Below are 21337 nucleotides of genomic sequence, written 5' to 3' on the forward strand. Positions count from 1 at the left end.
ATACTAACTAATTTACATATTTTGCTGCAACCCAATTATTTCGTTCAAGGTTTTTTTCAAACTTTAACTCTAATTCGGTACATTTTTGCGAAATCATTTCTAAATCTTCGGTATAAAAACCACTTAATAATAAAACACCACCTTTATTTAAACATTTCGCATAGCTAGGTAAATCGGCCAACAAAATGTTTCTATTGATATTCGCAATGATCAAATCATACTTTTTATCCTTTAGCAAAGTAACATCACCTTCATAAACCGATATAAAATCCATATTATTTCGTGCCACGTTTTCTTTAGCATTTAGATAGCACCAATTATCAATATCTATTGCATCAATATTCGTAGCACCACGCATACCGGCCAAAATGGCTAGAACCCCTGTACCACTACCCATGTCCAAAACGGTTTTATTCTCTACATCTAACTGTAAAATATGCTGTAACATCATGTGCGTAGTTTCATGATGCCCGGTTCCAAAACTCATTTTTGGCTCAATTACAATATCATAATCTACCTGAATCTTCTCATGAAAAGGTGCTCTGATCATGCACACATCATCTACTATAATGGACTGAAAGTTTTGCTCCCACGTAGCGTTCCAATTTTCTTGCGCAATCTCTTTATACTGGTAAGTTATCTCAAAATTGGAATTTCCAAGAATATAAATGTCATCTAAAATATCAGAAGACCAATCTGTTTTTTGAATATATGCCAAAACATCATCCTCTTCCTCTACAAAACTTTCAAAACCGGCTTCACCCAATTCTGCAATGAGAATGTCTGAAGCCGGTTCTTTTGGTTTTACCGTAAAACGGTATTCAATATATACGATATCGCTCATTATTGTTTAGTGAACTTAAATAGCATTTATAATCGCTATGAAATCATCTGCTACCAAAGACGCCCCGCCTATTAAGCCACCATCAACATCTGGTTTAGAGAAAATTTCTTCCGCATTACCCGGTTTTACACTACCACCATAAAGAATGGTTACATTATTTGCAATGGTTGCATCAAATGCCTCAGAAATAGTTTTACGAATAAATGCGTGCATTTCTTGCGCTTGTTCTGGAGAAGCTGTTTCACCTGTACCAATTGCCCAAACTGGCTCATAAGCCAAAACAATATTAGACCACGCAGATGGCTCTAAATTAAAAAGTACGTTTTTCAATTGGCTTTCTACCAATTTAAAATGGTTGCCTGATTTACGATCTTCTAGCTCCTCACCAAAACAGAACATTACGCGAATGCCTTTTTGTAAAGCTGTTGTTACCTTTTTTGAAAGTATTGCATCACTTTCTGCAAAATAGGCTCTTCTTTCCGAGTGGCCAATTATGGCTGTATCAACACCAATATTTAATAACATATCTGCAGATATCTCACCTGTAAAAGCTCCACTTTCTGCAAAGTGCATGTTCTGCGCTATAACCTCAATCTTAGAGTTTTCTAAAGTACGTACGGCGCTTGCTAAATTCACATAGGTTGGTGCTACCATTACTTCTGCATTCGTATCTGGTAATTTTGCAGATAACTCAGCCAAAAGTGTTTCTGTTTCTGCCAAATTTTTGTTCATTTTCCAGTTACCTGCTACTATCTTTGCTCTCATATTTTTGTTTCTAGTTGTTCAGTTTCAGTTTATATTTATTCGAAAATCAAATTTTCTAAATCATTGTAATGTAACTTTTGCACTATGGTTCCTTTCTCCAATACTAAAACTCCCGGGTTAGATCTAACAATAGTTTTAAGTGTAGTTTCATCTGTAAAGTAAAAATCAAACGCCAGGTTGTTTTCTTTTTTCAACGCATCTGTTTGATCAGGACCGGAAGCAGACATACCTATAACTTTATAACCCGATTTTAACGCCTTATCCGTCACAGCTTTTATTTCTTTGAAAACCTCAAGATTGGACTTACGCAAATCGTATGCTATGACCATTACCAATTTAGGCTCTTGCAATAATGCTGCTGCAAAATCTTCTCCGTTTTGTTCTATAGTGAAATCATGAACAGGTGGTTCATACCCTGCTTGAATTTCTTCTGTTTCCACATCTATAAATTCCCCGTCTACCGTTGGGTAATCTCCATTGGTGACATAAATTTCCTCATTGCCATTGACATTAAACTTCCATTTATATTCAAACACAGCTTTTGGAGCATCTGCAGGAGTGTTCATACCTTCCTCTATATTCTTGCCAATTTCATAGGGTCTAAAATCAATAACCGGTAAATGGTTCAACACATAATACACATACCCTACACAAGCAATAAAAGAAACATATAGTACAGACATCAAGGTCTTAGAATTCACTAAAGGAGTTATATATTTTCTACCAACATATATAATTAAAATCAACACCAACAGTACCACGTCTTTTGTAAAAGACTCCCAAGGTGTCAATTTAATTGCGTCGCCAAAGCAACCGCAATCAGTTACTTTATTAAAATATGCAGAATAAAATGTAAGGAACGTGAAGAAAATTATCATTGCCAATAAGGTCCACACAGTAAGTTTACGTTTATAGCCTAGAATTAGCATTACCCCAACCATTACCTCTACGATTACCACCAGTATAGAAATGGCCAATGCGAACGGAGTTAAAAAAGGAAGGTCCAATACACCTTGGCTGAAATACTCTTCTAGTTTAAATGAAAAACCAACGGGATCGTTCAGTTTTATAAATCCGCTAATGATAAAAAGTATTCCAACAAAAATTCTAACGACACCTACTAAATACTTCATTCTTAAATTTATTTTTCTGATTCTGAACCTAAATGTATTAATGCAAAGACCGCATAATTGATCATATCTTGATAATTGGCATCTATACCCTCACTAACCAATGTTTTACCCTTATTATCCTCTATTTGTTTTACGCGAAGTAATTTCTGTAAAATAAGATCTGTAAGTGAACTTACCCTCATATCTCTCCAAGCTTCTCCATAATCATGGTTCTTGTTCAACATAAGTTCTTTCGTAATTTTAATATGCTTGGCATATAACTCCACAGCCTCTTCAGTAGAAAGATCAGGCTGATCAGCTACACCTAATTCTAGCTGAATTAGTGCCATTACCGAGTAATTAATGATACCTATGAATTCTGAGCGTTCACCTTCATCCACCTTACGAACTTCATTTTCTTGAAGACTACGTATACGTTGTGCTTTTATAAAAATTTGATCAGTAAGCGAAGGCAATCTTAAAATTCTCCAAGCGCTGCCGTAATCTGACATTTTTTTCTGGTATAGATTAATACAAATCTCAATTACCTCATCGTATTCCTTTGCCGTATCTAGCATGTAATTCTATCTAATTTGTGTAAATTTCGCTTAAAAAATTGTAACCATCAAGATAGATGGTTTAAACTTGGAAAATGCCACAAATTCCTTTTAATTATTGAAAATGACCATAAACTGTAACGGCAAACTTATTTCTCTTGAACGACCCAAAATAATGGGCATTTTAAATGTTACCCCAGATTCTTTTTTTGATGGCGGTAAATATAAGGATGAAGCAAGTGTACTGAACCAAGTTGATAAAATGCTAAGTGAAGGCGCAACATTTATAGATGTAGGAGCTTATAGTAGCAGACCAGGTGCCAAAGAGGTTGGTGAGGACACAGAATTAAAACGAATTACACCAATTGTTAGTTTAATAATCAATAAATTTCCAGATGTTATTCTTTCAATAGACACTTTTAGAAGTAATGTCGCTAAAGCATGCATTGAAAATGGTGCCGCTATAGTAAATGACATTTCTGCGGGATTACATGATGATAATATGTTGAGCACTGTAGCCAAACTAAATGTACCATACATTATGATGCACATGCGCGGTACACCCAAAAACATGCAGCAACAAACAGATTATAAGGATATTTTAAAGGAAGTACTTTTTTATTTTTCAGAAAGACTTTCCGCCGCAAAAGCATTAGGTGTTAAAGATATTATTATTGATCCAGGATTTGGTTTTGCAAAAAACCTGGAACAAAATTTTGAGCTTTTAAAACAAATGGAAGTAATGAGTATTATTGAACACCCTTTACTAGCAGGTATTAGCAGAAAATCAATGATTTACAAGACATTAGACGTAACTGCGGACCAAGCTTTAAACGGCACCACAGCATTGCACATGGCGTGCTTACAAAAGGGAGCGAAAATTCTAAGGGTGCATGATGTTAAAGAAGCTGTAGAGTGCACAAAACTATATGAACAATTAAATGCCTAAGTTTATACTGATTTCTTAATTTTACTAAAACGGACCTGATTGGATTTTTTAAATTTTATTGATTTTAAGATTACCGATGTTTTAGACATCATCTTTGTTGCCGTGCTCCTATACTACATTTATAAGCTGGTAAGAGGCTCTGTTGCCATTAATATTTTCATCGGAATTGTCATTGTTTGGGCATTTTGGAAATTGACCGAGTTGTTAGACATGCAAATGATCAGTAGCATGGTAGGTGCATTTATGCAAGTTGGATTAATTGCATTGATCATTGTTTTTCAACAAGAGATCAGAAAGTTCTTGCTAATGATCGGGTCAACCAATTTTGCCAACAAAAGAAACTTTGTAAAACACTTTAAATTTTTAAAGCAAGAAGGGATTTCTACAGAAACCGATGTAGACGCTATAATTAAAGCTTGTGAAAAAATGGCCAGTACCAAAACCGGGGCCATTTTAGTAATAGAACGTAGCAACTCTTTAGATTTCATTAAAAGTTCTGGAGATCGTATGAATATTGAAATCAACCAACCCATTCTAGAAAGTATCTTCTATAAAAACAGCACATTACATGATGGTGCCGCAGTTATTGTTGGTAATTACATTGTTGCAACAAGAGTAATTTTACCAGTGTCAAACGAGCGAAACATCCCCCTTCGTTTTGGATTACGACACAGAGCTGCAGTCGGTATTAGTGAAAAAACCGACGCCCTAAGTATAGTCGTTAGTGAAGAAACAGGACTAATCTCCTATATTAAAAACGGGGAATTTGTTTTGTATGATTCTATCACCCAATTAACTAATATGCTGAAGCAAGATTTGGTGCAATGAATTGTAAGAACTGCCAAAACAACTTAAGAACGGATTTTAGTTATTGTCCCCATTGTGGCGCTAAGGTAATTAGAAACAGACTTACAGTAAAGAATTTATGGTATGATGCTACCGAGCGATTTTTCAACATTGACAATACCTTTCTTATAACATTTAAACACCTTTTTACTAAACCTGATGAAGTTATCGGAGGATACATTAGCGGTGTTAGAAAGAAGTACTTAAACCCTATTAGCTACCTCACCATAGCAATTACCTTTGGCGGTCTTTTTGTTTATGTCTGTACCGAGTTTTTCCCTAATGCTTTAGATTTTGATTTTAAATATGAAAATTCTTCATCTTTAACTGAAGCCGATAAAATGGCACAAGATTTTCAAAAGCAATGGAATACTTACTTGTTTAAATATCAAAGTCTCTTCTATATAGCTATGCTACCTTTTCTTGCTTTAATGTCAAGAGTAGTTTTTATCAATAAAAAACAATTTAACCTTAGTGAGCATTTTGTAATAAACATCTACGCATATTCACATCTTTCCATAATTATCAATACCGTTTACATGTTGGTTTTATGGAACTCCAAATTACTTTACTACATTTCCATGTTCAATTTGGTATTTCAAATTGGGTTCTTTACTTGGGTATTTTACAAGCTCTTTAATTTGACCATAAAGCAGACCATATTGAAACTTTTATTCTTTCTTGTTTTATTCGCTACGATTTGTTTTGCACTAATGTTAATTGCAATAGTATATATAGCCCTTTTCACTGATACTTTTCAGAAAATGACTCCTTGATCAAGCAACCTCCTCAGCTAAGAACTGAGCTTCGTATAGATTACTGTAATAACCACCTTTTTTAAGCAGTTGTTTGTGCGTGCCTGTCTCAACGATGTTACCGGCATCCATTACAATAATTTTATCCGCTTTTTTAATAGTAGCTAATCTGTGTGCAATTACGATAGAAGTTCTCCCTTGGGTAATCTTATCCGTAGCCAATTGTATCAATTGTTCAGAATACGTATCTACGGACGATGTAGCTTCATCCAATATTAAGATACTAGGATTACTTACGTATGCACGTAAAAAAGCAATTAGCTGGCGTTGACCACTAGAAAGCATGGTACCGCGCTCTTTCACATTATAGTGATAGCCACCTGGTAGGCTAGAAATAAATTCATCTACCCCAATAGCCTTGGCCGCTTTTTCTATATCATCAACAGATATACTTTCATCTTTTAAAGAAATGTTATTTGCAATGGTATCGGCAAAAAGAAACACATCTTGTAATACTACGGCAATATGAGATCTTAATGAAGATAATTTGTAGTCTTGAATATCAACACCATCAACCTTAATTGAACCTGAATTAATTTCGTAAAATCTGTTCAATAAATTAATGATCGTACTTTTTCCGGCTCCTGTAGCACCAACAATAGCTACTGTTTCTCCTGCTTTAACATCAAAGGAAATACCATGTAATACCTCTTCATCTTCCAAATATCCAAAATGAACGTTTTCAAAAGAAATATCACCACTAACCACTTTTTTCTCATAAGAACCTACATTTTGTATGTGACTATCGGTATCTAAAATTTTAAAAACCCTATTAGCCGCAACCATACCCATTTGCAAGGTGTTGAACTTGTCCGCAATTTGGCGTAATGGTCTAAACAACAAATCTATCAACATAATAAAAGCAAATAACGTACCTGCAATATCAGTTGAAATATTCGCTACATTCTGTAAGCCACCGTACCAAACAATTAACCCTACCGTTAAAGAAGAAACAATTTCAGCAATAGGGAAAAAGATAGAATTATACCATACCGTTTTCAACCAAGCTTTTTTATGTTTTTCGTTTATTTCCCTAAACTTGGCGCTTTCAATTTTCTCTCTGGTAAAAAGTTGAACGATTTTCATTCCAGTAATTCGCTCCTGCACAAAGGAATTTAAATTTGAAACCTCTGCCCTTACCTCGGTAAACGCTACTTTCATCGCTTTTTGAAACCATCTAGTAGCATATACTATAATTGGCAATAACGCAAATACGATTAATGATAACTTCCAATTAATAAACAACATGACCATTGCCGCAACGACCATTTTCAATAAATCGGCCACAATGACAAAAAAACCTTGACTAAAAATCTCTCCAATTCGTTGCATATCCGCAACAGCCCTAGTTACCAAAACACCCAATGAGGAATTATCAAAATAGGTCATTTTAAAAGAAAGCATTTTCTTAAAAAGACTTATCCTTACATCTTTGATCACAGATTCTCCTAACCAGTTAGCGTAATAATTGAACGCCAGTTGAAAAATTACCTGACCAAGCAAAACCACCAACATAGCAACCGTTAAATACAATAGCATTTCTTTATTGCTGCCCTTAATGGCCTCATCAATAATTTTTTTTACGATCAAAGGGGTTAGAATAGCAAAACCAGACAATAATATGGCAGACAATGCAACACCATAAAATGTAATTTTGTACGGTTTTGTATAGGCCAGTAAGCGTTTAAAAAGACGAGTGTCAAATGCTTTGCCAGAATCCTTATCCATTCTTTAAAATAGTATTGGGGTAAACAATAGAGGTCAAATATAGTCCTTTTGCAGGAACAGAAACGCCTGCCATTGCCCTATCCTTGCTTTTTAATATGGTATTAACATAGTCAGGTGAATATTTCCCCAATCCTACATTAATTAGCGTACCAACGATGGCCCTAACCATATTTCTTAAAAACCGATCTGCCGTAATGGTAAATACAAGCGTATTATTTTCTAGCTTCCATTGTGCTTCTCTTAGATCACAGATATTGGTAAAAACATCTGTATTGGATTTAGAAAAACATTCAAAATCTTTTTTGCCCAACAATAGTTCAGCTGCATCGTTCATTAGTTGAATATCAAGATCTTTTTTTACGAAATATACAAGGTCCGTAGAAAAAGGATCCTTGCTTTTTGCAATATGATATTCATATGTTCTGGAAGTAGCATGAAAACGTGCATGTGCATCATCTTCTACTTCAAAAATACGGTCTACCGCAATGTCATTTGGCAAATAAGAATTAAGTCTGAACACATATTCAGGAATATCACCCAAGCTATCAACATCAAAATGGGCATACATCATTTTGGCATGAACACCAGTATCTGTACGTCCTGCACCCATTAATGCAACCGGACTGTTTAAAAGTTTGGACATCGCTTTTTCCAGCACTTCTTGCACCGTAATGGCATTTGGCTGATTTTGCCAACCGTGATAAGCTTTACCGAAGTATGAAAATTGAATGAAGAATCTCAAAAGGATATACTAGTTTTGTATCTGACAAAGGTATTAAAAACCATACGTTTTAACATTCTTGGTACCCACAGTAAATAGGAAAACTTAAACGTTGGTTATTTTCATTTTTCATGGAAAGTCAATAAATATAAAATTCAGCAATAATAATGACCAAAATTCTTCTTCTTTCCGATACACATTCTTACATGGACGACGCCATATTAAAACATGCAAGATGGGCAGACGAAGTATGGCATGCAGGGGATATTGGGAACTTAAAAGTAACCGATGCACTTGCAAAACTTAAACCACTAAGAGGTGTACATGGCAATATTGACGATCATATCATTCAAAAAGAATTTCCTGAAAACAATAGATTTTTCTGTGAGGGAGTTGATGTTCTTATTACCCACATTGGAGGGTATCCACCTAAATACAATAGTAGAACACGCGATATTATTAAAGAAAATCCGCCTAAACTTTTCATTTGTGGTCACTCTCACATTTTAAAAGTAATGATGGACAAAAAGTTAGGGGTACTACATATGAACCCTGGGGCCTGTGGAAAACATGGGTTTCATCAAGTACGCACCATGTTACGTTTTGTTATCGATGGAGACAATATTAAAGATCTTGAAGTAATTGAACTTGGAAAAAGGTAAAAACAGGGCGATACTTAACACTTACACCCTGTATTTAGCTAATTAATATTCAAATGAAACTCCCAAAGAAATGGCACCACCATCGTAGACATTTTTTCTATCTACCAGAAAACCGGCATAATCGGAGTATTGCGCAACCAAATTAAAATGGTCTGTAATCTTATACATTGACGTAATTCCGTAATTTGTAAATGTAGTACCCTCACCAAATAAGAAAGAGCCACTTTGCACATTATTCTCAGAAGATAATCTTTCTTGAATTTTCAATTTTCCAATAAGATATAGCTTATTAAAGAACAAATGTCCTAACTCAACCCCGGCTTGAAATTGGTTACTGAATCCTTCAGTTCTAAAATTTACACTTGAAAATGCCGATGCATATGTTTTACCATTTTTAAAACCATGGGATGCGGCCAAGGTTGTCCATATATTAAATTCACCATCAGAAACAGGTAAATTTATTTCATCAAATTGACCAAAGGCATTTGGCTCGTTAGATCTTGCAAAGTTAGTACCATCATTAGTAGGTATATCCAAAGCAACCTGTAAAGACAAAGGAAAGCTTTTAAGTAGCTTATACTTAACTCCCAATTGTATATTACCTACACCAGCAACAGTTTCTGTAGTGCTAAAACTATTTAAACGAACAATTGGCAAGTCCAAGATTGCCGTAAACCTATCGGAGATACCGTATTCACCGTAAAGCAAGAGTCCGCTAGTTCTAAAATCGCTTCCTTGATCAGCCAATCTACCCTCTGTGGTATAATAATTATTAGAAGAGAAATATGATGCCGAAGCTTGAAGATAGAATCCCTTTGCCTCCCTTGTCCATCCGCTTTGCGCCTGCAGACCAACAGTAAGCAAGCAAAAGCAAATACCTAAGAAGATTTTTATTTTTTCCATAATTCTGTTTTTTCAAATTATAGGCCACAACATTGAAAACCTATAAAAAAAGCCTTTGGGAGACATAGAAAAACAGAATCAGGTGTCTCTATTCCCAAAGGCAATCAATATTCTATTTTTTAGTTTAATGCTACATTTCCAAAAGGAATATTAGCCGTAGCACACCAAAGAATAATGTGTGTGTATTTAGCATCAGGCATTGCATCTAACTTTATGAACATTTCACCATTACCGGCAACGTTACCAATAAGCATTAGATCTGGGTTACCGTTAGCTGGATCGGCCGTAAAAGTGTCTGAGGTAGAAAAGAAAATACCTACGGTACCAGTACCTAATTCAGTTGTAAAATCATCTCCAAAATGCACAAAATAAGAACTTTCGGTATCTACACCCAATTCAACCAAACCTTGGGTAGGCGTGCCACTTTCTGCCACCAAATTACCGCTTAATGAAACGGTTAGGTCACCAACTGGCATTGAAGAATCTACTTCAACCGTTTCTGTTTCAACCACAGTTTCCGTAACGGTTACTGTTTCTACATCATCATCTGAGCAGCTAACAAAGAATGTTGTTACGGCACTAAGTAATAATACAAGTGTAAATTTTCTGTTTTTCATAATCGTAAATTTTTAAAATTGTTTTAATTTAAAACAGGATATTAACGACTATCGCTAACCTTGCTGTTTCTTGAGGACAAACATAAAACCACGATATCACGAAGAATTCAAGAAAAAGTAAACAGTTTATCACATATGATTGAAATACTGCAATATTTCTGTGATATTTAAGAAAGTGGAGACATAAAAAAACCCGGTAACTACCCCGGGTTTTAACGCACTAATACTACTAAGATTACAGGCTTAACGTAAGCGATCAACAGATTTTACAAGATCTTCATCCTTTTTTATTGCCCTATTTGCAAGGACCAAAAAAATGATAGAAAATACTGGAATCAGCATCCCAATACCCTTCTCAGAAACCAAAGTTTCTCCGGATAAGTTTAGTGATCGGTAAACGAAAAATCCTAATAAAAAAACGTTCAATATCATGTTCAGCCTGTTTATTACAAACTGAGATTTTCTATTTTTAAATTGTACCATAGACCAAATAGCCAAAACGGCACTTGCGTAAAATGCGATAGAAATGAGCAATTCATTGTTTGCAAAAACTTCTGTACCATCTACATTAATCCATAGATTAAAGAAGAACGGAAGTATACCCGTAAGTATTGCAACAATTACTAAAAAAAGGCTCTGAATTCTTTGAATCATAAATCTAATATCGCTTTCTGATTGCAAAAATACAGGTCTTTTCAAAAAATATAACCATTTTATTCAAAATAATTTGTAATATTGCTACGTTATCACGTCATAACACCTACCAGTTAAGGAATAACTTTCCTTATAGATTATCCAAATAAAATTATTTACTTCTTACAATACAAACTACTTATATAATTTATTCTATTACTTAATGTTTGAGATTTCAGATTTAAAATCGAAAAAGCTACCTGAGCTTCAGGAAATTGCTAAAGGACTTAAGGTTCCTAAATTCAAAACCTTGAAAAAACTAGATTTAGTTTATCAAATTTTGGACCTACAAGCCGCCAACCCAAAAGTTGCCGCAGCTATTGCCCCCACAACCACTGAAGAGGCACCTAAGCCTACAGAAGAAAAACCGAAGCCTAAACCTAGACCTAGGACACGTGTTGCACAAAACACCAAAAAGGATGCTAGTACAGACGCTCAACCGGCTACGGCAAAAGAGACTCCCGTAAAAAAGGAAGCTCCGCAAGAAAATGAGGTTAAAGAAGTTACTGAACAAAAAAGACCTAGACCAAGACCTAAGTCTTCAAATCAGTCAAACAATAACAATAATAAGAATTCGCAACAGAATAATAATCACAAGAAGAAACCTAACCCAAGGACTCCTCATGACAAAAGTAATTTTGACAAAGACCTTAAAAACAGGTACAAGGAGCCGGAATATGAGTTTGATTCCATAATAGCCAGTGAAGGTGTGTTGGATATCATGCAAGATGGATACGGTTTTTTACGTTCTTCCGATTATAACTACCTATCATCACCTGATGATATCTATGTTTCTCAGTCGCAAATTCGTCTTTTTGGCCTTAAAACAGGTGATACCGTTTTAGGTAACGTAAGACCACCAAAAGAAGGTGAAAAGTATTTCCCTCTTATTAAGGTAAATAAAATTAACGGCATAGACCCTCAGATCGTACGCGATCGTGTATCATTTGAGCATTTAACTCCGTTATTCCCACAAGAAAAATTCAATTTGGCAGAACGCCAAAGTACAATATCTACCCGTATTATTGATTTGTTCTCACCTATTGGTAAAGGGCAAAGAGGTATGATCGTATCGCAACCTAAGTCTGGTAAAACCATGTTACTTAAAGATATTGCGAACGGTATTGCTGCAAACCATCCTGAAGTTTACCAAATTATTTTGCTTATCGATGAAAGACCAGAAGAGGTTACGGATATGCAACGTAATGTTCGTGGTGAAGTTGTAGCATCTACTTTTGACAAAGAACCGACTGAGCACGTAAGAGTTGCTAATATTGTTTTGGAAAAAGCAAAGAGATTAGTAGAATGTGGTCATGACGTAGTAATCCTTTTAGATTCCATTACACGTTTGGCAAGAGCCTACAATACTGTTCAACCAGCTTCTGGTAAGGTATTAAGTGGTGGTGTTGATGCTAATGCATTACATAAGCCAAAAAGATTCTTTGGTGCTGCACGTAATATTGAAGGCGGTGGTTCATTGTCTATCATTGCAACAGCCTTAACTGAAACTGGATCTAAAATGGACGAAGTTATTTTTGAGGAATTTAAAGGAACCGGTAACATGGAACTTCAATTGGATCGTAAGATTGCAAACAGAAGAATATTCCCTGCTATTGACCTTACTTCTTCAAGCACACGTAGAGATGACATGCTACTTGATGAAAACACCCTACAACGTATGTGGATAATGCGTAAGTACCTTGCAGATATGAATCCTGTAGAAGCCATGGAGTTTATTGAGCAACGTTTTAAACAAACCAAAAACAATGAAGAGTTCTTGATGACAATGAATCAGTAATTCTTTTTAATTATAATTTTAAATCCCGATTTCATTAAGAAATCGGGATTTTTTATTTTGTATCATACCCACTGTAATAAACTACCCTAATAATAACATCAAAAATTAAAGCTGCTATTTTTTTGATATCTTTATAAAATCAGAAAGAACTATCCCCCAGTCTTTTAGCATTTTTCTTTAGTAAACACTTAAAATCTCAGAAAATGAAAAGACCATCTATCCTAATCAGTAAAATCTTATGCACCATTATCATCTCTGCTTTTATGAGCTGTAATGATCAACCCAAAGAGCAAGACCCAAAGAAACCGGAAAAACCAGTGGTATTAGCTCCTCAAGAAATAGTACCTATTTCACAGGCAAAAAATATGTATGACTCATATGAAAAAAGGCGGGTACCATTAATACAACGTTATGAAGACTCCATAAATAAAATAACTAAAAGAGATGAAGAGTTTCATGTTGGCAGATTTGTTTACTACGATTATAAAACCATCAAGCAATATTTAGAATATATTGAACAAGAAGCTGCCGATGCCGGAGTTGAAATTTCCACATTAAGACTTTACTACTCCAACTACCCAAATGAGGAATATTTCCCTCAAAGCAAAGAACCGATCAAACACCCAAGACAGAACAGCATTATGCTCTCCCCTACTTATAATGACGGTAAGCGTGATTATCTTTTTTATATAGCTCAAGGAGCAAAGGGCAAACAAGCCGTACCTATGAACAATAGCTTTGAACCAATAAATGAAGGTTATGGCAATAATAATGACCCCAATACAAAAGCATATGCTTCATTTGCACCAACAACAAGTACACCAAAAGCTGTACCGGCAATATTACAAGGTCAAGAAAGTCTAACTTTGAATAGAGGCACAGGTGTACCGCCGCCAAAAAACCAATAAACATTTCACAGTCAAATAGCCCGTTAAACCATGTTGGAGTATATTTTAAATAATTACTACATCTGTTTCTATTTCATAGCACTGGTTTTATCCATTACCAAGTATAGGCTATACTACGATACCATCTTAAAATATTTACCCATAATATTAAGCTACGTTTTATTATCAGAAATACTAGGTGCTATCGTTAGGGATGTAGATGATATACAATTAGTTTATATACCTGAATATTATAATTACAACACTATAATTTTCAATATATTCGACATTGTATTCTATCTATATTTCTTTTATATTTTCTATCAATTAATTGAAAACAAAAGAAGTAGAATTCTCATTAAATATGGTGGTGTATTATTTTTATTGACCTGCATAGTCAATTTGTTTTTACAAGACTTTTACACCGAACCTCAGAACTATGCAATTATTGCGGGTGCAATAGTATTAATATTTGCGTGCCTAACTTATCTATACAAGATATTTACAGAAGAACAGAAATTTATACCTAGAAAAAACTTGCTATTTTGGATCAGTTTAGGATTACTTATGTTTTACATCTGCTACCCTATTTCAATGTATATATTGTCTTTTGATTATCAACTGTACACTACATACAATCTCTCTAAGTATCATTATATTTCAATAGCGACAATGTACCTCTGCTTCATCATAGGTTTTCTATCAATGAGAAGACTAAGGTTACCAATGAGGCAGACAAACTAAAATTTAGCCCATAAAAAAAGCCTCCCAGTTTTGGAAGGCTTTTTAATTTCTTAAGGCAATATCTTACAAAGCGGCAACGTGCTTTGCCAACTTACTTTTTAAGTTAGCAGCTTTGTTATCATGAATAATGTTACGCTTAGCTAAACGATCGATCATACTAACAACACTTGGAAAAAGAGCCTCTGCATCTTTCTTAGATTCTTCTGCACGCAATCTCTTTATAGCATTACGTGTAGTTTTATGCTGATATCTGTTACGTAAACGAACTGCTTCGTTTCTTCTAATTCTCTTTAATGCCGACTTGTGATTTGCCATTTTATTCTCTGTTATAATTTCTTCGGATTTTCATCCATTTAATTTTGTAGTCCGTAGGGGAATCGAACCCCTGTTACCAGGATGAAAACCTGGCGTCCTAACCCCTAGACGAACGGACCATTATGTCACTGCTTTGGAAAATTATCCAAAAATTTAATTTTGTAGTCCGTAGGGGAATCGAACCCCTGTTACCAGGATGAAAACCTGGCGTCCTAACCCCTAGACGAACGGACCATACTTTGCGCAATTGCGGATGCAAAAATACAAATATTTTTCACTATCGCAACACCTGAATATAATTTTTTAAAAAAATTAATATGCTTTTGCAAATAACACCCTTTTTTGAGACGGTTTACCGCTAACCATACACACACCTTCTTCACTCTTTGCATCAATAGGAATGCAACGTATAGTGGCTTTGGTCTCCTCTTTCACTAGTTCTTCCGTTTCTTTACTTCCATCCCAATGAGCAGAAATAAATCCTCCTTTTTCTTCTAAAACTTTTTTGAATTCATCATAAGAATTCACTTCGGTTATATGATTATTTCTGTAATCAAGTGCTTTCTGGTACATATTCTTTTGAATATCGTCTATTAAGAACTCTATTTTTTCAACTACATCTGCAGCATTTACCGTTTCTTTTTCCAAGGTATCTCTTCTTGCCACTTCATAAGTACCATTTTCCATATCTCTTGGTCCAATAGCCAAACGTACAGGCACCCCCCTTAATTCATATTCATTGAACTTAAACCCTGGTTTGTGCGTATCTCTATTATCAAATTTCACAGAAATACCTTTACTCTTTAGTTCTTTCACTAACGGATTAACAGTTTCCGAAATTTGATCCAATTGATCAATTCCTTTATAAATAGGTACAATAACAACTTGTATAGGTGCTAATTTTGGAGGAATAACTAAACCATTATCATCACTATGAGTCATTACCAAAGCACCCATTAACCTTGTAGATACCCCCCAAGAAGTAGCCCATACATGCTCTTTACCGCCTTCCTTGGTCGCAAATTTAACATCAAAAGCCTTAGCGAAATTCTGGCCCAAAAAGTGAGATGTACCTGCCTGCAAAGCTTTACCATCTTGCATTAAAGCCTCTATACAATATGTCTCAATTGCTCCTGCAAATCTTTCACTTTCGGTCTTAGTTCCCTTAATTACAGGCACCGCCATATGATTTTCAACAAAATCAGCATACACGTTCATCATTTGCTCTGCCTCTTCTATGGCTTCTTTTTCCGTAGCATGGGCCGTATGACCTTCCTGCCATAAAAATTCTGCCGTTCTCAAGAACAATCTTGTACGCATCTCCCAACGAACCACATTTGCCCATTGGTTAATTAATAATGGTAAATCTCTGTAGGACTGTATCCATTTTCTATAAGTATCCCATATAATAGTTTCAGAAGTAGGTCTAACAATAAGCTCCTCCTCTAATTTAGCTTCTGGATCTACGATTATACCACTTCCGTCTTCGGCGTTCTTTAACCTATAATGTGTTACAACTGCACATTCTTTTGCAAAACCTTCTACGTGACTTGCTTCTTTACTTAAATATGATTTTGGAATAAACAATGGAAAATAGGCGTTCTCATGTCCGGTCTCCTTGAACATTTTATCCAAACCAGCTTGCATCTTCTCCCAAATACCAAAACCATATGGTTTTATGACCATACAACCTCTAACACCGGAGTTTTCGGCTAGATCGGCCTTAACTACCAATTCATTATACCACTTGGAATAATCCTCGCTTCTCTTTGTCAAATTTTTACTCATTATCTAGACTTTGGCACAAATTTTGTGATTCTTTGTATGTAATAATTGGGTAAAACTAGTTATTTTTAATATGTTCAACAATATAATTTTGATCCGATGATATATTCCTTACCCCACAACAAACTTCGCAACATTACAATGTTGGTAACCTTGGCAGTTTTTGCTGCTTCTTGCGGTACCTACCAACAATCTTCATATTATGACAATGACGGCATTTATTCAGACGACGTTGTAAGAACGGTAGAAAGAAGACCTGAACAAAGAAACTACAATCAAAATACTTCAGAAAACGATACCTATTCATCTTATTTTGGTGAAAAGGCGGATCAATATGATCAAATTTTGGATAGCGAGATCTTTACCGATGTCGATTCTTATTCAAGTAATAATTTAGACGAAGAAATTACTGAAGGCCAACTGACCGATTATTATGCCAATTCTAACGACTATGAAGGTTATGGTAGCTGGGGCAGCAACAATTCCGATGTAAGCATCTATATTCACAATAATGGATGGAACAATTGGGGCTACGGAGGATTCTACGGATGGAACGACCCATATTGGGGCTGGAACAACTGGGGTTGGAACAATTGGGGCTATGGAGGTTACTACGGTTATGGATGGAATAGACCATGGGGATGGAATAGATGGAACAATTGGGGTTATGGCGGATTTGGATTTGGCTACGCAGGTATTGGTTTCGGCTGGAACCGTCCTTTCTACGGTTATGGATACGGTTATGGTTATGGCAACGGGTATTACAATCGAAATCGTGGATTTTCCAATAGAAGCTATGCAGTTAACAACTCAAGAAGAGGCAATTACAATAGAAACACAACAAATAATAGCGGATTATCTTCTACAGCGGCTAGAGGTCGTTCTAATGTAAACACAAGAGGTAACTCACCTAGGTATAGAAGCACCACTTCTAGAGCGACAACTTCTAGAAGCTCTGCAAACACACGTAGTTCAAGAACGTATTCTGGCAACTCTTCTACAAGAAGAACTGTTGGTGTGGACCAAAACAGAGCATACAGAACAAGCAGAAGCACTAGAGCAACACCAAGATATAGCAGTTCCTCTAGAAACTACAGCAGCAGATACAGTAGCAGCCCAAGAACATACAGTTCTAGCTCATCTAGATCAAGCAGTAGGGTTAGCGTTCCCAGAACGTCTACCTATAGAAACTCCGGTAGTAGCTCAAGAAGTTATTCTTCGGGCAGAAGCTCAGGAAGTTCTAGCAGATCTTACCGTAGTTCCGGTAGCAGTTCTAGAAGCAGTAGTTACAGTTCTGGAAGAAGCAGTTCTAGTGGCAGCTCTTACAGAAGCTCTGGAAGCAGCTCTAGGAGTTCAAGCAGTGGATCCTCTTCTAGATCATCTGGTTCTTCAAGAAGCAGCAGCAGTAGAAGAAACTAAAATCTAACATTTATCAACATTTAAATATTGCTATGAAAAGATATTTGACTTTCGTAATACTAATGGCATGTGCCATTGGTAGAGCTCAAAATATAAACGAAGCCTTACGTTACGGTACAGAAAACCTACAAGGTACCGCTCGCTTTCAAGCTATGGGCGGTGCATTTGGGGCTTTAGGTGGCGACTTATCCTCCTTAAACATAAACCCTGCCGGTTCAGCGGTATTCAACAATAGCCTTTTCACCATTTCAGGGTCCAATTACAATACCAATAATGAAGCACGTTATTTTGGTGACACCAACATAACAAAAGACAATACTATTGAATTAAATCAAATTGGTGGCGCCTTTGTTTTCAGGAATACCGACTCCAATTCCGATTGGCAGAAATTTACCTTGGCTTTCAATTATGATTTGGTGAACAATTTTGATAATGAATACTATGTTTCAGGAAGTAGCACACAAGGTATAGACACGTATTTCTCCGAATATGCCCAAGGCACACCTTTTGGCTCCATTCTTGTACAAGATGGTGAATTTTTAGAGGAAGCTTATTTAGACATCGGTTCAGCACAAGGCTTTAGGGATCAACAAGCATTTTTAGGATATTATGGCGGTATTCTTGACCCAGAAACTGAAGATGACGCAAATACTAATTATGTAAGCAACACGCTTTATGATTTTGTGGAGCAAGATTTCATAAGAAGAACAACCGGGTATAATAGCAAGTTTACCATCAATGTAGCTTCACAGTACAAAGAAAACATATATCTGGGTGCTTCATTAAACTTCCACAGTGTACTCTATACGCAGTTTGATCAATTTACCGAGAGTGGTTACGAGCCTAATTCTGAAATAACCAGAACTACTTTTGACAATTATTTAGAAACGGAGGGTAATGGTTTTTCTTTTAGCCTAGGTGCTATTGCGAAATTAAACGATAATGTACGTCTGGGCGGTAGCTACCAATCACCAACCTGGTATCGTTTAGAGGATAATACTTCTCAACGCATTAATTCTGACCTTGCAGATGCCGATATTAATTTTATCAATTTTAATATTATTAATCTTTTTGAAAGCTATACAGTTAAAACACCAAGTAAACTTACCGGTAGTTTAGCCGTAATATTTGCAAAAGATGGGCTTTTGAGTTTTGATTATGGTTACCAAGATTTCTCACAATCTGAACTCCGCCCTACCAACGACTCAAGTTTTCAGACGGTAAACTCACAAATTGCAAGTGACTTAGGCACTGTTTCAACCTTTAGACTTGGTGGTGAATATAGAATTCAACAAGTAAGTTTAAGGGCAGGCTATCGCTTTGAACAAAGTCCATATTCAAATGGCAATACTATAGGTGATTTAAACGCTATTTCTGGTGGTATAGGCTATAACTTCGGCGGCAGTAAGCTAGACTTTTCACTAAGCCGTTCCCAACAAGACGTTAGCGAAAGACTTTTCAATGCAGGTATTACAACACCGGCTATGATAGATAGAGGTATTACCAATGCAACCTTAAGCTATACGATAAACTTTTAAAGGAAATGGAATTCAATAAAAAAGGGGAGCAAATTGCTCCCCTTTTTTATTTTATTGACACCGCCTAAGAGTACAATACCCCAAGGCTTGCCTACAATTTAAAAGTTTGTTTCCTTTAAATGCCTCATGAGCCTGTCCTGAGGGTTTTACCTTTTTAATGAAAAATGAGTTTTTCGGGTTTTGGCAACCAATAAGGCATCTTCTTGTTCACCATATTCAAAGCGAAACCAATAATCTGTAGATGGCATTTGCTGTCCATTGTAATTTCCGTCCCAAGCATCTGTGGAACCCAATTGCTTTAGAAGCTTACCATACCTATCAAAAATAAACACAACAGGGTCACTTAACGTCTCTATTCCCTCTACATTCCAGTCATCATTAATACCATCCCCATTAGGGGTGAAAAACTTTGGATACCCGACGACCAAAAATTCTAAGGGATCAGTAATACCGCAACCATTTTTATCATTAATAATAACCGTGTTAACACCAGGTGGAACATTCATAAAAACAGGACTATCTTGAAATACGCCGTCATTGATCGCATATTCATAATCCCCATCACCCTCAACAAAAAATTCGATATTATTTTGATCTGGATCAATGGAGAGATTGGTATCCAATGTTTCCACTCTTTCTAAAATAGGTGTGCCATAGAACGTAACCAACACCCCACTATCATCGCTTACCGTTGGCGGAGAGCCCGATGCCGTTGTAATACTTGCAAAATAACGTCCTGTATTTGGGCTAACAATAACCAATTCCGCTCCAAAATATCCTGAACCCGTTAATGTATCATCAATAATACCGTCGTCTTCATAATCTACCGTCCATTCAACGCTGGCGATATCCGCACCTGCTGGTGAATTCAACGCACTAATGGTGATAGGGTCATCACCTTCGCAAGCAACAATATCCAATCCTAAAAATTCATCCCTTAAGGTACAATCCAAGGCAGTATCTTGATCAGCACTAACAGAGCTACCTGTAAAAGTTAACATAAATGGCTCTGGGTCACCCGTAAAATTGTCTGCAAAATTGTTGATCAAGATATAATAAATCTCACCTGGCAACACATCTAAATACTCATCATATGTATTTTGATTACCTGTTAACGATGCCTGACCTTCTTGACCACTATCGGGATTTACACCAAGACCGGTAAAGTTTGTATCGTTCACTTCGTAATTACAACGAATTGGCTGTGCCGTTCCATTGCTAATAGCTGCACAATCCACATCTGGTCCATAAACTGCAAAATCCCATTCTGCCGTAGGTGTAGAACCAGTTGAAGGCAACGCCTCAATATCAAAACCAACCTGACCGCCGGTACCTGCCCTAAAAACAAACCAAGATGTATTGAATTCAATATTGGCCGAAGTTAGACTTCCTTTCTCTAGACATCCTGTTTCTCTTATAACTTCCGGATCAAAATCATCTACATCACCAGAACCACCGGCTATGCCCATAATAGGTTGATCGGCACAAACAGGTATAGCCGTTCTACAATCGGCTGAATTTTGTGCGCTTACTTTATAACAGAAAAGAAACAAACAACAAATAGAACAAATGAGTACTCTCATAAAAAGTGTAACTATTTAGTATACGTGATGTATATTATAACTACACATGACCTGCT

The 21337-nt window shown here is 36.0% G+C and carries 20 protein-coding genes and 2 tRNA genes; 8 read left to right on the forward strand and 14 right to left on the reverse strand.

Annotated features, from left to right (window positions below; all coding sequences use genetic code 11):
• Positions 1-7: 7 nt before the first annotated feature.
• Genes prmA through CSC80_RS01745 form a run of 4 tightly spaced genes read right to left on the reverse strand, consistent with a single transcriptional unit; the run spans position 8 to position 3299 of the window.
• Positions 8-844 (reverse strand): 50S ribosomal protein L11 methyltransferase, encoded by an 837-nt coding sequence (gene prmA, locus CSC80_RS01730; protein WP_099189347.1) that lies wholly within the window; start codon positions 842-844, stop codon positions 8-10.
• A 15-nt stretch (positions 845-859) separates the two neighbouring features.
• Positions 860-1609, reverse strand: a complete 750-nt coding sequence (gene tpiA, locus CSC80_RS01735; RefSeq protein WP_099189349.1) for a triose-phosphate isomerase — start codon at positions 1607-1609, stop codon at positions 860-862.
• Positions 1610-1644: 35 nt separating this feature from the next.
• Entirely contained in the window at positions 1645-2742 is a 1098-nt protein-coding gene (locus CSC80_RS01740) for a BT_3928 family protein (protein ID WP_099189351.1), read from the reverse strand.
• An 8-nt stretch (positions 2743-2750) separates the two neighbouring features.
• Entirely contained in the window at positions 2751-3299 is a 549-nt protein-coding gene (locus tag CSC80_RS01745; protein WP_058103636.1) for a DUF1599 domain-containing protein, read from the reverse strand.
• Between the two features lie 103 nt (positions 3300-3402).
• On the opposite strand from CSC80_RS01745, the gene folP reads away from it, so the two are divergent.
• The 3 genes from folP to CSC80_RS01760 are packed head-to-tail and all read left to right on the forward strand — an operon-like array spanning position 3403 to position 5849.
• Positions 3403-4227, forward strand: coding sequence for a dihydropteroate synthase (folP, locus tag CSC80_RS01750; protein WP_099189353.1), 825 nt, complete (start codon positions 3403-3405; stop codon positions 4225-4227).
• A gap of 39 nt (positions 4228-4266) precedes the next feature.
• On the forward strand, positions 4267-5055 hold the full coding sequence (locus CSC80_RS01755; RefSeq protein ID WP_058103638.1) for a diadenylate cyclase: 789 nt from the start codon (positions 4267-4269) through the stop codon (positions 5053-5055).
• Positions 5052-5849, forward strand: a complete 798-nt coding sequence (locus tag CSC80_RS01760; RefSeq protein ID WP_099189355.1) for a DUF3667 domain-containing protein — start codon at positions 5052-5054, stop codon at positions 5847-5849. The genes CSC80_RS01755 and CSC80_RS01760 overlap by 4 nt, the downstream gene beginning before the upstream one ends.
• On the opposite strand, the gene CSC80_RS01765 is transcribed toward CSC80_RS01760, so the two are convergent.
• Positions 5850-7616 carry an ABC transporter ATP-binding protein gene (locus CSC80_RS01765; RefSeq protein ID WP_099189357.1) on the reverse strand — a complete coding sequence of 589 codons (1767 nt, stop codon included), beginning with the start codon at positions 7614-7616 and terminating at the stop codon, positions 5850-5852. It lies immediately after the preceding gene.
• Complete coding sequence (gene truA, locus CSC80_RS01770; protein WP_099189359.1) at positions 7609-8358, reverse strand: tRNA pseudouridine(38-40) synthase TruA; 750 nt, start codon at positions 8356-8358, stop codon at positions 7609-7611. Before truA ends, CSC80_RS01765 begins: the two co-directional genes overlap by 8 nt.
• Positions 8359-8504: 146 nt before the next feature.
• On the opposite strand from truA, the gene CSC80_RS01775 reads away from it, so the two are divergent.
• A complete protein-coding gene (locus CSC80_RS01775) occupies positions 8505-8999 on the forward strand; it encodes a metallophosphoesterase family protein (RefSeq protein ID WP_099189361.1) in 495 nt (164 codons plus the stop codon).
• 42 nt (positions 9000-9041) lie between these two features.
• On the opposite strand, the gene CSC80_RS01780 is transcribed toward CSC80_RS01775, so the two are convergent.
• From CSC80_RS01780 to CSC80_RS01790, 3 genes are all read right to left on the reverse strand, one after another.
• Positions 9042-9902 (reverse strand): hypothetical protein, encoded by an 861-nt coding sequence (locus CSC80_RS01780; RefSeq protein ID WP_099189364.1) that lies wholly within the window; start codon positions 9900-9902, stop codon positions 9042-9044.
• A 119-nt stretch (positions 9903-10021) separates the two neighbouring features.
• A complete protein-coding gene (locus CSC80_RS01785; RefSeq protein WP_058103644.1) occupies positions 10022-10519 on the reverse strand; it encodes a hypothetical protein in 498 nt (165 codons plus the stop codon).
• A gap of 243 nt (positions 10520-10762) precedes the next feature.
• Positions 10763-11173 (reverse strand): DUF4293 domain-containing protein, encoded by a 411-nt coding sequence (locus CSC80_RS01790; protein ID WP_099189366.1) that lies wholly within the window; start codon positions 11171-11173, stop codon positions 10763-10765.
• Positions 11174-11375: 202 nt separating this feature from the next.
• On the opposite strand from CSC80_RS01790, the gene rho reads away from it, so the two are divergent.
• Positions 11376-13010, forward strand: a complete 1635-nt coding sequence (rho, locus tag CSC80_RS01795) for a transcription termination factor Rho (protein ID WP_099189368.1) — start codon at positions 11376-11378, stop codon at positions 13008-13010.
• 203 nt (positions 13011-13213) lie between these two features.
• Positions 13214-13918, forward strand: coding sequence for a hypothetical protein (locus CSC80_RS01800; RefSeq protein WP_099189370.1), 705 nt, complete (start codon positions 13214-13216; stop codon positions 13916-13918).
• A 786-nt stretch (positions 13919-14704) separates the two neighbouring features.
• Here the strand turns inward: CSC80_RS01800 and rpsT are convergent.
• The 4 genes from rpsT to proS form a co-directional block, all read right to left on the reverse strand.
• Positions 14705-14956 carry a 30S ribosomal protein S20 gene (gene rpsT, locus CSC80_RS01805; protein ID WP_036152561.1) on the reverse strand — a complete coding sequence of 84 codons (252 nt, stop codon included), beginning with the start codon at positions 14954-14956 and terminating at the stop codon, positions 14705-14707.
• A 47-nt stretch (positions 14957-15003) separates the two neighbouring features.
• Positions 15004-15075, reverse strand: a tRNA-Glu gene (locus tag CSC80_RS01810).
• Between the two features lie 43 nt (positions 15076-15118).
• Positions 15119-15190 (reverse strand) — tRNA-Glu (locus CSC80_RS01815).
• 78 nt (positions 15191-15268) lie between these two features.
• The gene (proS, locus tag CSC80_RS01820; protein ID WP_099189372.1) at positions 15269-16744 is read right to left on the reverse strand and encodes a proline--tRNA ligase; all 1476 of its coding nucleotides are present in this window, start codon (positions 16742-16744) and stop codon (positions 15269-15271) included.
• Positions 16745-16840: 96 nt separating this feature from the next.
• Here proS and CSC80_RS19310 point away from each other — a divergent pair, with 96 nt between their 5' ends.
• Together CSC80_RS19310 and CSC80_RS01835 are read left to right on the forward strand one after the other, a co-directional pair.
• Positions 16841-18160, forward strand: a complete 1320-nt coding sequence (locus tag CSC80_RS19310) for a hypothetical protein (RefSeq protein WP_143751712.1) — start codon at positions 16841-16843, stop codon at positions 18158-18160.
• A 32-nt stretch (positions 18161-18192) separates the two neighbouring features.
• Positions 18193-19698: an outer membrane protein transport protein gene (locus CSC80_RS01835; protein WP_099189379.1), complete on the forward strand. Its 1506-nt coding sequence runs from the start codon at positions 18193-18195 to the stop codon at positions 19696-19698.
• A 146-nt stretch (positions 19699-19844) separates the two neighbouring features.
• Here the strand turns inward: CSC80_RS01835 and CSC80_RS01840 are convergent, their stop codons facing one another.
• Positions 19845-21281 carry a T9SS type B sorting domain-containing protein gene (locus tag CSC80_RS01840; RefSeq protein WP_099189382.1) on the reverse strand — a complete coding sequence of 479 codons (1437 nt, stop codon included), beginning with the start codon at positions 21279-21281 and terminating at the stop codon, positions 19845-19847.
• Positions 21282-21337: the final 56 nt, after the last annotated feature.

Origin of the sequence: Maribacter sp. 6B07, from assembly GCF_002700155.1 — a bacterium.
GTDB classification, from domain to species: Bacteria; Bacteroidota; Bacteroidia; order Flavobacteriales; family Flavobacteriaceae; genus Maribacter; species Maribacter dokdonensis.